Raw genomic sequence first — 12,512 nt, forward strand, 5'->3', positions numbered from 1 at the left:
GGCCTGCCGCCCATGTCGCGAGTCTACGGCGTAAACAACCTATCGGCACACAACAGCTAGCGCGCGAGGCTCGGGATGAAGCGAGCCAGGATAGCGGTGAGGAACGATGCCTCCGGGATACGGAGCTTCGCCGCGATGCCGAAGGTGACCAAAAGCGCCGGTAGGCCACCCGCGACGGCATAGAGCATCGACTGGAGCATGCCGCCGGAAAGCGGTCCCACGAACGTCTGGAGCGCCCACAGGATAACGGCGCCCACGAGCGCGCCAAGGCCGCCGAGCGCGCAGGCGCGCAGCCCCGATACGACGATCGACCGGAACCCGATGCTTCCGAGTTCGCGCCGAAGGATGAAGAATGTGACCAGATCGATGGACACGAAGAAGAACGTCGAGCTGAAGCCCACGACGTTGAACCCGTACACCGGCGTGAACACAAGGCAGATGACGATCTGGATGGCGCCCGCGATGCACTCCGCGATAGCGAACAGGTACATCTTACGCAGCGACGAACAGGCCTTCTGCAGATACGTGCACACACCGTAGCCGGGCAGCGAGATGGAAAGCCACACGAGATAGTTGGCAAGCTGGGAAACCGACTCGCCCGTCATGCGCGAGCTGCTGAGCATGCCTGCCAGGCACGGTGCAAACACCATGAGATACATGGCGAAGGGTATGAGCAGGAACAAGATCTTGCCCGACCCGTCGCGGATGCCCTTGACGTACGCCTTCATGTTGCCGCTCGCCACGAACGAGGAGAGCTCGGTAAACATAGCCGTGGTGATGGGGATGGCGAACACCGAATACGGCAGCATATACCAGATGCGCGCGTAATACGTGATGGATGCGCCGTTGGGGTTCACCGACAGCGAGCAGCTGCTCTGCACCGACGTGGTGGCGAACGACACGAGCGTCACGATGAGCGTGGGGATGCCGATGGTAAGCGTTTCGCGGATGCAGGGGTCATGCAGATCGATGCGGAAACGCAGGCGCACGCCATGCCTTCGCAGCGCGGGTATCTGCACCGCCACCTGCGATAAGACGCCCAGGGGGCTGCCGATGGCCAGCGTGAGGATGGCGATATCCTGCATGCCGCGGTCGACCAGAAAACCGTAGAGGAAAAACGATGCCGTGGTGATGATGTTGTTGACCACGGGGGCCGCGGTGCTCCAGAAGTAGTCGCGCTCGGCGTTGAGCACGCTCGAGATAACCGACGACAGCGCGTAGAGCACGATGGAGATCGCAAAGAACCTGAAGAAGTAGACCGACAGGTCGCGATCGAACTCGGCGCTGGCATTGAAGGACTGCGTCCAGATGATCTCGCTTGCGAAAATAAAGGAGAGAACGGCCAATCCGGTCATGAGCAGCGTGACGAGCGACAGCAGGTTGGATGCGTACGCGCTCGCGCCCTCGCGGCCGGCCCGACGTTTCACCGACACGTATACCGGAAGGAACGCCGTGACGAGCATACCGCCCATCACGAGCTCGTACAGGGCGTTCGGCATGCCGTTGGCAACCGTGAACGCGCTTGCGGTGATGGAAGCGCCCAGGCCGTACGCCTGCGCCCACGTGCGGAAGAATCCCGTGATACGGCTGATGATGACGAGGCCGCTCATGAGGGCGGCCGACTTGCCAACGGCCTCGGCATCCATGCCATCGTCCTCCGACGCGGCGAGCTCCTCCCGCTCAACCCCCTCCTCGCTATCGGCAACAGCGATCGCGTTGGGCGAGTCGACGACGGCGTCGGCGAAATGCCTGCCCGCCGGACGCTCGACGCGCTCGGTATCCTGTCGAGCCATCTATTGCTCCTCCCTGCACAGCGGGGCCACACGAGCACCCGTGAACGAAATCAGATCGAGCGGCGCCAGCTTGAGCTGGATGCCGCGCCTGCCTCCCGAGATGAAGATCTCGTCGTACGAACGGCAGCTCTCGTCGATGAGCGTGGGAAAGCGCCGCTTCATCCCCACGGGCGAACAGCCCCCGCGCATGTATCCCGTCGTGGGGACCAAGTCCTTCACATGCAGCATCGTCAACGATTTGACACCGGCTTCGCGCGCGGCGGCCTTGAGGTCGAGCTCGCGTGCGACGGGGATGCAGCATACGACGTGCTCCCCCGTCGCCGAAACCGTGACGAGGGTCTTGAAGCCCTGACCCGGGTCTTCGCCCAGCTGCTCGGAAACGTGAATGCCCGAGAGATCGTTTTCATCCACCTCGTAGGTGAGAACGGAAAACGCGATGCCGGCTCGTTCGAGCTCGCGCATCGCATTCGTCTTTGCAATCTTTGCTTTTCCCGCCATGCAACCAGCTTTCCGCGGTATCGGTGCGGTGACCGCGCACCGCGGCCATCAATGAATAAAAAACCGGCGGCGACTTGCACGCCGCCGCCGGTGAACAACCTAAGGGCTAGACGATGGGGCCGCCGCCCATGAAGCCACCGATGAAATCGAGCGTGCGCACGCCCACACCGGCACCGGGGATCGAATCGATCATCTGGCCGTTGCCGATATAGATGCCCACGTGGCCGGGACGCCTGCCGGCGTGCTTGAAGAACACCAGGTCGCCATAGGCGAGCTTGCTGCGATCGGTGGTAAGACGCGAGCCCACCGAGTAGTAAAGGCTCTCGGGGCTGTTGCTGTTGGAGCCAAGGCCGAGCGCGTAGTCGATAACGCCCGAGCACGTGAACCAGGAGCTGTTGGGGTCACCGGTCCAGCGGTAGCCCGAATAGGAATAACCCGAGCCGATGATGCCCCACGCGCGGTTGACCATGGTCTGCGCGGCGCCGGAGGTGGTGTGGTTGCCACCGCCCGTGGTACCGCCGCCCGAGCCGCCGCCCTGGTTGCCGCCGCCCGATCCAGTCGAGCCGCCGCCCGTGGCACCGCCGCCCGATCCGGTCGATCCGCCACCCGATCCAGTAGATCCGCTTCCGCCAGTCGTACCGCCGCCCTGGCTGGTCGAGCCGCCGGAGCCGTTCGAGCCGCCCTGCTGCGGACGCTGCTGCGCCTGCTGCTGGGCTTCGAGCTCGGCCTTCTTGCGAGCCTCCTCCGCCTCCTGGCGGGCCTTCTCGCGCGCGGCCTCCTGCTCCTCCTTGATCTTGGCCTTGACCTCGTCGGAGAGCTGGTTGTAATAGGCCTGCGCGTCGGATGCCGCGGCAGCGGCAGCGTTGGCCTTGACCTTCTGGTCGGAGACGAGCTTCTCCTGCTTGACCTTATCGGCCTCGAGCGAGGCCTTCTTGGCGGCAAGCGACTCCTGGAGTTCCTTGGACTGGGCGATCACGCCCTGCTGATGCTCCGCCGCTTTATCGGCATAGCGCATGCTCGAAACCAGGCTATCGAAGCTATCGGCGTTGAACAGCAGGTTGAAAAGACTCAGGGATCCGCCCTTGTATTGATTGGTGGCAAGGATGCCGAGCTCCTTCTGAAGGAGTGCGAGCTGCGCCTGCTCCTCCTTGATTTCGGCCTCGGTCTGGACGATGCTGTCCTCGGTGGCCTGAAGGGCGGACTGAACGCTCTGCAGGTCGTAACCGGCCTGCTCGGCTTGGGAATACAGCCTGTTGAGCTGTTCCGACGCGGCGTCGAGCTGCTGCTGGAGCTCGGCGGACGTGACGCCGTATGCATTCATGGGCACGCCGGCAAGGCCGAGGCCCAGTACTAAGGCGAAGGTGGCTGTCGGAATGGCAACGTGGCTGCGTTTGAAGTGTGCCATTGGTACAAACATCTCCTAACGTAAGCGCCTCGCACGCACCGTGGCACGCGAGACACGTCTGGCTCGCGCATGGGCGAGCTATGGACGTCGCTATATTCTAGCAGCATGCCGCGCCACGACCACGGCTTCCATCCCCCCTCCACACGCCCCGAGCGCGGCCAGCCGCCGAACACCGGTGGGCCATCCGCCGACCCGATGTTTGCGATGCACCCCATTCGGGCATAATGCGACCAGTTTCTCGGGGCACGCGCCCCGCATCATGGAAAGGAGCACGTATGCTACTCGAAGGTAAGAAGGCCGTCATCACCGGAGGCACCCGCGGCATCGGCTTTGCCATCGCCGAGCGCTTCATCGAGGAGGGTGCCGCCGTCACGGTGTTCGGCTCCCGCCAGCAGACCGCCGACGACGCCGTAGCCAAGATGCTCGAGCTGCACCCCGACGCCAAGATCTGGGGCCGCACCTGCGACCTCACCTCGCTCGAAGCGGTTACCGAGGCTTTCGCCGCCGCTGCCGAAGATATGGGCGGCCTCGATACCGTCGTGAACAACGCCGGCATCTCCCAGTCCACGCCGCTGCTCGATTACACGGCGGATGAATGGCAGAAGGTCATGGACCTCAACGTGACCGCCGTCTTCAACGGCTGCCGCGCAGGCGCCCAGATCATGATCGAAGCCGGCCATGGCGGCACCATCACCACCACGAGCTCGATGGTCTCCAAGTACGGCCAGCCCTCCGGCTGCGGCTACCCCACGTCCAAGTACGCCGTGAACGGCCTGACCCAGTGCCTCTCTCGCGAGCTCGCCCCCAAGGGGATCCGCGTAAACGCCGTCGCCCCGGGCATTACCAAGACCGACATGGTAGCCGCCCTGCCCGAGAAGATGATCGCACCGCTCATCGCCACCATCCCGCTGGGTCGCATCGGCGAACCCGAAGACGTTGCAAACGCCTTCGTCTACCTCGCGAGCGACATGGCGTCCTACGTTACCGGCGCGGTCATTCCCGTCGATGGCGCCGCCCGCTCCTAATCGCTCGCAGCCCTGCCGTGCGGCGCCCGTAGACCAGGGGCGCCACGCATGCTCGGCCGACCAACAGATTCGGTCTTCACAATGAAGGGACGAGGTATGCGCCTCGTCCCTTCATGTTTGCATCTCATTATGCCTGACCAGCGCTTTGGCGCGCGCGGTCCCGCTCGAGAAGAGGCGCCAAGAAGCGACCCGTATAGCTCTCGGGGCACGCGGCGACCTCCTCGGGCGTTCCGCTCACCACAACGGTGCCGCCGCCGCTTCCGCCCTCGGGGCCCATATCGATCAGGCGATCGGCTACCTTGATGACATCGAGGTTATGCTCGATGACCAGCACGGTGTTGCCCGCATCGACCAGGCGCTGCAGCACATCGAGCAGCTGGCGAACATCCTCGAAATGCAGGCCGGTCGTGGGCTCGTCCAAGATGTAGAACGTTTTGCCCGTCTGCCTGCGGTGCAGCTCCTTGGCGAGTTTCACACGCTGCGCCTCGCCACCGGAAAGCGTGGTGGCGGGCTGCCCCAGGCGCACATAGCCCAAGCCCACGTCGTAGAGCGTCTGCAGCTTGCGCTTGATCTGCGGGATGCTACCGAAAAAGGCCAACGCCTCCGTAACGCTCATATCAAGTACATCGGATATGCTCTTGCCGCGATACGTGACCTCGAGGGTCTCGCGGTTGTATCGCTTGCCCCCGCACACTTCGCACGGAACGTAGATATCAGGAAGGAAGTGCATCTCGATCTTGATCTGCCCGTCTCCCTTGCACGCCTCGCATCGACCGCCGGGGACGTTGAAGGAGAAGCGCCCCGGTGCATAGCCGCGCGCCTTCGACTCGGGCACGCTTGCAAACAGCGCGCGCAGATCATCCCACAGCCCGATATAGGTAGCCGGATTGGAACGCGGAGTACGCCCGATAGGCGACTGGTCGATATCGATGACCTTGTCGATCTCCTCGACGCCTTCCAGCTTCCTATACGGCCCCACCACGCGCGTCGAATGATGGATGGCGTTGGTGAGCGCGGGAGCGATGGTATCGGTGACCAGGGAGCTCTTGCCTGATCCAGAGACACCCGTAACCACGGTGAGCGTTCCGAACTCGATCTTCGCCGAAACGTTCTTAAGGTTGTTGGCACGGGCGCCCGTGATCTTCAGCGCGCCGCGTCCCGGTTTGCGACGCGTCTCCGGCACGCGAATCATCCGACGGCCCGTAAGGTAGGCGCCGGTGAGAGAATCCTCGGAAGCCATGATCTCCTGCGGCGTGCCCGCGCACACCACCTCGCCGCCATGTTCGCCGGCGCCCGGACCCATATCGATCACGTAATCGGCCGCGCGGATCGTGTCCTCGTCGTGCTCGACGACGATAACGGTGTTGCCGATATCGCGTAGACGCTCAAGCGTTCCGATAAGGCGCTCGTTATCGCGCTGGTGCAAGCCGATCGAAGGCTCGTCCAGGATGTAGAGAACGCCCATGAGGCCGGCGCCGATCTGCGTGGCCAGGCGGATGCGCTGCGCCTCGCCACCCGACAGCGTCGCCGAGGCGCGATCGAGCGTGAGGTAATCGAGGCCGACGTCGACGAGGAAGCGCAGGCGCTCGAGAATCTCCTTGACGATGCGACCTCCGATGAACTCCTGGCGCTCGGTAAGCTCGAGCCCCTCGAAAAAGCCGAGCGACTCACGGCACGACATGCGGCAGACATCGTAGATGGATGCGCCGCCCACGGTGACCGCGAGCATCTCGGGGCGCAGGCGCGCGCCGTGGCACGCAGCGCAGGGCTCTTCTCGGATATAGCGTTCCAGGCGCGCCTTGGTCTTCTCGTTCGTCGTCTCGATATAGCGCTCGTAGAGAATGTTGCGCACGCCGGAATACTTCGTATCCCAGCAGGTATCGCGACCGTCCTGCGTGCGGTAGTTGACGCGCATCTTCTTATCGCCCAAGCCGTCAAGGAAGATGCGCCGAACGCGCGCGGGCAGATCCCTCCACGGCGTGGCGGCGTCGACGCCCAGGTACTCGCAGAGCGCGCGGAAGATCTGCGGATAATAATTCGACTTTCCAAAGAAGCTCCCGAACACGCCCTCCTCGATGGAGAGGGATGGGTCCTCGATCAGGGCCTCGGCATCCACGACCTTCTTGAACCCCAGGCCATCGCACTCCGGGCACGCTCCATACGGGGCGTTGAAAGAGAAATCACGGGGTTGCAGGTCATCGATGGAATGGCCGTGCTCGGGGCATGCGAGCGCCAGGGAATACGTGTAGACCTCGCCTTCGGTGCCTTCGGGCGCATCGCGATCGGGCAGCAGGTAGACGCTTACGTTTCCATGGGCCAGGCGCGTCGCCTGCTCGACGGCCTCGGCGACGCGCCCCAGGCCGCTCTCGCGGATGACGATGCGGTCGACCACCACCTCGATGGTGTGCTTGAACTTCTTATCCAGCTCGATATCGTCGTCCAGCGAGCGAACGTCGCCATCGACGCGCACGCGGGAAAAGCCCTCGGCGCGCAGGTCCTCGAACAGCTTGGCGAACTCCCCCTTGCGGCCCACCACGACGGGGGCCAGCACGTAGGCGCGCCGCCCCGACCCGACCTCGAGAATCTTATCGGCCACCTGATCGGTTGTCTGGCGCTCGATCACGCGCCCGCACTCCGGGCAATGCGGCGTGCCGATGCGCGCGAATAGCAGACGCAGGTAATCGTAGATCTCGGTAACGGTGCCCACGGTCGAGCGCGGATTCTTCGACGTCGTCTTCTGATCGATGGAGACAGCCGGTGACAGGCCGTCGATGGAGTCGAGGTCGGGCTTATCCATCTGCCCGAGGAACTGCCGAGCGTAGCTGGACAGGCTCTCGACGTATCTGCGCTGGCCCTCGGCGTAGATGGTATCGAAGGCGAGGCTCGACTTGCCCGAACCGGATAAGCCGGTGATCACGACGAGCTCGTCGCGGGGTATCTCGACATCGATATCGTGCAGATTATGCTCGCGTGCGCCGCGGATGCTGATGGAAGCGTCTGACATGGGCGTGCTCCTTGAACAAATGAGGTTTTCGACCTCCCATACTATCGCAAGCATGGCGCGGAATCACGAACGTTTGTACGTATCATATGCTCACCATGAACGAGCGCGGGCGCCGCGTTGCTCGGGGGGTACAATGAACGGCGTACGAAATCGAAGACAGTCGAAAGGGGTCTTCCATGGGATGCGAACACGCACAGGCCGCAGGAGGCCAAACCGCCCCGCAGCAGTTCGAGGAAAACAACCTATCCGAGGTCAAGCACGTCATCGCGGTGCTCTCCGGCAAAGGCGGCGTAGGCAAGTCGCTCGTCACCGGCGCGCTGGCCGTCGAGCTTTCCCGAGCCGGCAACAAGGTCGGCATCCTCGACGCCGACATCACCGGCCCCTCCATCCCCAAGATGCTCGGCATGAGCGGTCGCCGCGCCCACGGCATCGGCAACCTCCTGCTGCCCGAGATCTCCACCCACGGCATCAAGGTCATGTCGAGCAACCTGCTGCTCGCCAACGAAACCGACCCCGTTCTGTGGCGCGGACCGGTCATCGCGGGCGCTATCCGCCAGTTCTGGAGCGAGACCTCCTGGGGACCGCTCGATTACCTGCTCGTTGACATGCCCCCGGGCACGGGCGATGTCGCGCTCACCGTCTTCCAGTCGCTTCCGGTCGACGGCATCGTCGTCGTCACCAGCCCGCAGGACCTCGTGAGCATGATCGTCGCCAAGGCCGTCAACATGGCCGACAAGATGAACGTCCCCGTCCTGGGCGTCGTCGAGAACATGAGCTATGTGGAATGCCCCGATTGCGGCAAGAAGATCGAGGTCTTCGGCCAAAGCCATCTGGACGAGGTCGCCGCGCAGTACGGCGTCGACGTGCTCGGCCGCCTGCCCATCAACCCCGCCTTCGCCGCGATGTGCGATGCGGGAACGATCGAAGAGAACCTTCCCGCCGGCATGCTGCCCGCAGCACTCGAGGCCATCCGCGTGACGGCGGAGCTCGCCGACGCCAAGGCCGCCCTCGCCCAGGATGCGAACGCCTGCGACTGCGGCTGCGACCACGCGTGCGATCGCGACGAATGCGACTGCGCCGAGCACTGCGAGTCGGCCGGTTCCAACTAGCCATGACGCCCGCCTTTCACACCTACGACGTCGCCATCATCGGCGGCGGGGCATCCGGTCTCGCCGCCGCCATCGCAGCGGCCCCCGTCGGCGCGAGCGTCTGCATCATCGAGCGCGACGTTGCCTGCGGCCTTCCCATCCTCGCCACGGGCAATGGCCGGTGCAATCTATCCAACTCCCGCCTCGCGCCCGCGCGCTATCACCACGAAGCGGCGGCGCGCGCGGTGCTGGGGCATCGCGGAGAGGATCGCATCGCCGACTTCTTCCAGCAGCTGGGCTTGCTCACCTGTGAAATCGAGGAAAGGCTCTATCCCGTAACGAAGCGCGCCGAATCCGTGCGCGATTGCCTGCTCGCAGCCTGTAAGCGACAGGGTATCGACCAACGCTGCGGCGCGCACCTCACGCACGCGGTCCGCACCGATTCGCGATGGCACCTCGAAATCGAAGAGCCCGATCGGCCGCGTCGGATCGAACCGGCTGATTCCAGCCGCCCCGCACTTCGCCGCGCCCGCAAGGCCCTGGCCGAGTCCGACCTCGTACACCGTTCGGTGGACGCCAGTGCCGTGATCATAGCTACCGGAGGCCGATCGGCAGACGTATGCGCCCTCTTCGGACTACCCCACAACGAGGAGCAACCCCTCCTCTGTCCCATCGAAGCCGCCCTCACCGCCGCCGATGGCACGGCGCTCGCAGGCGATGCCTCCCCCCTGCCGTCCCTCGACGGCCTGAGGCTCGACGGCATGCTCGCCCTCAAGCGCAACGGAGCCGCCATCGCATATGAAGACGGCGAGGTGCTCCTCCGTCCCTACGGCATATCCGGCATCGCCGCCTTCAACCTCTCACGACGTTGCCGGCCAAAAGATCGCATCGAGCTCGACCTCTTCCCGGACCTGACGACAGACCGCCTCGCACGCATCCTTCATGAGCGCCAGGCGCATGTTGGACCGTGGACCGGCGAGGCATCGTGGTTCGATGGCGTGCTCGCGCGACCGCTTGCGCGCTACATCGCGCAGGGCCTCGACGGCCATGCCGACCCGCTAACTCGCTGCGCCCACCTGCTTCACCACCTCACCTTCGAGGTGATTGGTACCTGCGAGCACCAGCAGGCGCAGGTTCATCGCGGCGGCATCCCCATGGATTCCGTCGACCTAGCAGACCTGTCCCTGCACGACGCTTCAGGCCTCTATGCGTGCGGCGAGGCACTCGACCAAGACGCCGATTGCGGTGGATACAACTTGGCATGGGCCTGGCTGTCAGGCATCTGCGCCGGAGAGCACGCCGGTGCCGTTTCGCGCCCGTCATACTAGATCCGATCGCTTCCGCTCGCGCTCCACGCGCTCGTCCGAAAGGGATTCACATGATTGAAGTCACAGAAATCAAGGTCGCGCTCGACGATGGCGTGGACGAGCACGCTTTCCTCGAGGCCGCCCTCAAAGATGTCTGCAGCATGCTGCAGGTTTCCCAAGGCGACATCCTCGATGCACAGCTCTACCGTACCTCGGTCGATGCCCGAAAGAAGCGCGATGTGCACTTCACCGTCACGATTCGCTTCGAGCTAGCCTCATCGGGCGCCGAGGAAGAAGCGATCGGGCGTGTTGCGGAGAAGGCGCGGCGACGCGTTCGAATCATCGAACCGCGCACCACGACATTTCCCCAACCGCTGGGCGCGCGCGGCGCGACGACGGACCGGCCCATCGTCGTAGGTGCAGGGTGCGCCGGCCTCTTCGCCGCGCTCACGCTCGCCGAAGCAGGACTGGAGCCCTTGCTCATCGAACGAGGCGACGATGCCGAGCGGCGCGGGGAAGCCGTCAGGCGCTTCAATGAAACGGGAGTTCTCGACCCCGAATCCAATATCCAGTTCGGGCTCGGCGGTGCGGGAACGTTCTCGGATGGCAAGCTCAACACGGGTACGAAAAACCCCGACCACCGTCTCATCCTGGAAACGCTGGCAGCCGCTGGCGCGCCGCGCGACATCCTCTGGGACGCCAAACCCCATATTGGCTCCGATATCCTTCCCTCAGTTGTAACGGCCATCATCGCGCGTATTCGCGCATGCGGCGGCGAGGTGCGCTTCCGCACCAAGCTGCTGGACATCGAGCGTTCCGATAGCGGCGCCGTCGTCGGCGTCACCGTCATGTCCGACGAGCGCGAAGAGCGGCTCGCAACCAGGCATCTCATCCTGGCATGCGGGCACTCCGCTCGCGATATCTTCGAGATGCTCCAGCGGCGCAATTTCACGCTCGCCCGCAAGACCTTTGCAATGGGCGCGCGCATCGAGCACCTCCAGGAGGCGATCGACCGCGCACAATATGGACCGGCGGCAGGTCACCCCGCCCTAGGAGCCGCCCCTTACAAGCTCGTTTCCCACGCCCCCAACGGCCGCAGCCTCTTCACCTTCTGCATGTGTCCCGGAGGCGAGGTCGTAGCAGCCGCCTCCGAAGAAGGCGGCGTCGTAACGAATGGCGCCAGCCTGCATGCGCGCGCCGGCCGCAACGCCAACGCCGCCCTCCTCGTTAACGTCACACCTAAAGACCTCCCCGGCGACGATGTCCTTGCAGGCATCAAGCTGCAGCGCGAATGCGAACAAGCCGCCTTCCAACTAGGCGGAGGCGACTATCGAGCCCCCGCGCAGCTCGTCGGCGATTTTCTCATCGGCATCCCCAGCACATCCGGAGCGGGCGTGATCCCCACCTATCCGCGCGGAGTCACCTGGACCGCCATCGGTCTCGTGCTGCCCGCATACGTCAGCGACACCATGAGACTCGGCCTACCCGAGCTCGCACGCCATCTCAAGGGCTTCGATGACGAGGAAGCCGTGATTACGGGCGTCGAAACCCGCTCCAGCGCCCCCATCACCGTCGTGCGCGATAAATCCTGCCATGCCGAACATGCCCCCGGCCTCTATCCATGCGGCGAAGGCGCGGGGTATGCAGGCGGCATCATGAGCGCGGCAACCGATGGCATCCGCTGCGCACGAGCGCTTATCGACGACCTCACGGCATAGAGGCAGAAGAGCTTGATCGAACCAACCCATATATGACGAAGAGGCTCGACGGACGTCGAGCCTCTTCGCTATCGATTCATATGCCGTGCGAACGAAACGGGATGGGAGATCGAGCGCAGCGTCCATCCGCCTTCGCGCCCGCATTCAAGCTCCAAGATCGTACAGGGTCCAAATCGACCCCTATAATCGCATTCCTCGACGCCAAGTTCGACGCGCAACATGTACGCAACCCCGGAATCGCACGCAGCGAGGACGCAGTCGTGCCCGGGGCGGCTCAGGAGGACATCGAGATCATGCAGCACGCGACCGCTGAAAGCATCCCAAGATTCGCCGCCGAACGGCACGTAAAACGAACCGTACGGGATGGGCGCCATAACGTCTTGGGGCAGGCCCTCGTAGGATCCGTAGCATCCATCGCAGAGTTCGACGCGATGCTCGAACACCGCACCCGGCAGGGCATACGACAAGGTCTCGCGCGAGCGCCCCGAAGCGCTCGCGTAGACATGATCGAAACACAATCCCCGTTCCGCCATCCAGGCCCCAGCCTGCCTAGCCTGCTCTACGCCCCGGAGCGTGAACGGGGAGTCGCAACGCCCCTGTATCCGGTGGAGCGAGTCGAACAGCGTCTCGCCCTGGTTAAGGACATATAATCGTCCCACAACGTGTCCCACAGA

The 12,512-nt window shown here is 64.1% G+C and carries 9 protein-coding genes; 4 read left to right on the top strand and 5 right to left on the bottom strand.

What is annotated here, in order from left to right:
* Positions 1 to 56 precede the first annotated feature (56 nt).
* From murJ to E4J93_RS07615, 3 genes are all read right to left on the bottom strand, one after another.
* Positions 57 to 1,793: a murein biosynthesis integral membrane protein MurJ gene (murJ, locus tag E4J93_RS07605; protein ID WP_147588865.1), complete on the bottom strand. Its 1,737-nt coding sequence runs from the start codon at positions 1,791 to 1,793 to the stop codon at positions 57 to 59.
* The gene (gene ybaK, locus E4J93_RS07610) at positions 1,794 to 2,291 is read right to left on the bottom strand and encodes a Cys-tRNA(Pro) deacylase (protein WP_147588866.1); all 498 of its coding nucleotides are present in this window, start codon (positions 2,289 to 2,291) and stop codon (positions 1,794 to 1,796) included.
* A gap of 106 nt (positions 2,292 to 2,397) precedes the next feature.
* The gene (locus E4J93_RS07615) at positions 2,398 to 3,696 is read right to left on the bottom strand and encodes an NlpC/P60 family protein (RefSeq protein WP_147588867.1); all 1,299 of its coding nucleotides are present in this window, start codon (positions 3,694 to 3,696) and stop codon (positions 2,398 to 2,400) included.
* A 275-nt stretch (positions 3,697 to 3,971) separates the two neighbouring features.
* Here E4J93_RS07615 and E4J93_RS07620 point away from each other — a divergent pair, with 275 nt between their 5' ends.
* The gene (locus E4J93_RS07620) at positions 3,972 to 4,721 is read left to right on the top strand and encodes an SDR family NAD(P)-dependent oxidoreductase (RefSeq protein ID WP_147588868.1); all 750 of its coding nucleotides are present in this window, start codon (positions 3,972 to 3,974) and stop codon (positions 4,719 to 4,721) included.
* Between the two features lie 127 nt (positions 4,722 to 4,848).
* Here the strand turns inward: E4J93_RS07620 and uvrA are convergent, their stop codons facing one another.
* A complete protein-coding gene (gene uvrA / locus E4J93_RS07625; protein WP_147588869.1) occupies positions 4,849 to 7,725 on the bottom strand; it encodes an excinuclease ABC subunit UvrA in 2,877 nt (958 codons plus the stop codon).
* A gap of 176 nt (positions 7,726 to 7,901) precedes the next feature.
* On the opposite strand from uvrA, the gene E4J93_RS07630 reads away from it, so the two are divergent.
* Genes E4J93_RS07630 through E4J93_RS07640 form a run of 3 tightly spaced genes read left to right on the top strand, consistent with a single transcriptional unit; the run spans position 7,902 to position 11,838 of the window.
* The gene (locus E4J93_RS07630) at positions 7,902 to 8,834 is read left to right on the top strand and encodes an Mrp/NBP35 family ATP-binding protein (protein WP_147588870.1); all 933 of its coding nucleotides are present in this window, start codon (positions 7,902 to 7,904) and stop codon (positions 8,832 to 8,834) included.
* Between the two features lie 2 nt (positions 8,835 to 8,836).
* Positions 8,837 to 10,141, top strand: a complete 1,305-nt coding sequence (locus tag E4J93_RS07635; RefSeq protein WP_147588871.1) for an NAD(P)/FAD-dependent oxidoreductase — start codon at positions 8,837 to 8,839, stop codon at positions 10,139 to 10,141.
* Between the two features lie 50 nt (positions 10,142 to 10,191).
* A complete protein-coding gene (locus tag E4J93_RS07640) occupies positions 10,192 to 11,838 on the top strand; it encodes an NAD(P)/FAD-dependent oxidoreductase (protein WP_147588872.1) in 1,647 nt (548 codons plus the stop codon).
* Between the two features lie 68 nt (positions 11,839 to 11,906).
* Here the strand turns inward: E4J93_RS07640 and E4J93_RS07645 are convergent, their stop codons facing one another.
* Positions 11,907 to 12,509 (bottom strand): histidine phosphatase family protein, encoded by a 603-nt coding sequence (locus E4J93_RS07645; protein ID WP_370511763.1) that lies wholly within the window; start codon positions 12,507 to 12,509, stop codon positions 11,907 to 11,909.
* Between the last annotated feature and the right edge of the window lie 3 nt (positions 12,510 to 12,512).

This window comes from Collinsella sp. BA40, assembly GCF_008014645.1.
Taxonomy (GTDB): Bacteria; Actinomycetota; Coriobacteriia; order Coriobacteriales; family Coriobacteriaceae; genus Collinsella.

Bases quoted from the DNA above. Each gene is read 5' to 3' on its own strand.
- ybaK (WP_147588866.1), bottom strand. From the start codon at position 2,291: ATGGCGGGAAAAGCAAAGATTGCAAAGACGAATGCGATGCGCGAGCTC.
- E4J93_RS07615 (WP_147588867.1), bottom strand. From the start codon at position 3,696: ATGGCACACTTCAAACGCAGCCACGTTGCCATTCCGACAGCCACCTTC.
- murJ (WP_147588865.1), bottom strand. From the start codon at position 1,793: ATGGCTCGACAGGATACCGAGCGCGTCGAGCGTCCGGCGGGCAGGCAT.
- E4J93_RS07635 (WP_147588871.1), top strand. From the start codon at position 8,837: ATGACGCCCGCCTTTCACACCTACGACGTCGCCATCATCGGCGGCGGG.
- E4J93_RS07620 (WP_147588868.1), top strand. From the start codon at position 3,972: ATGCTACTCGAAGGTAAGAAGGCCGTCATCACCGGAGGCACCCGCGGC.
- E4J93_RS07630 (WP_147588870.1), top strand. From the start codon at position 7,902: ATGGGATGCGAACACGCACAGGCCGCAGGAGGCCAAACCGCCCCGCAG.
- uvrA (WP_147588869.1), bottom strand. From the start codon at position 7,725: ATGTCAGACGCTTCCATCAGCATCCGCGGCGCACGCGAGCATAATCTG.
- E4J93_RS07640 (WP_147588872.1), top strand. From the start codon at position 10,192: ATGATTGAAGTCACAGAAATCAAGGTCGCGCTCGACGATGGCGTGGAC.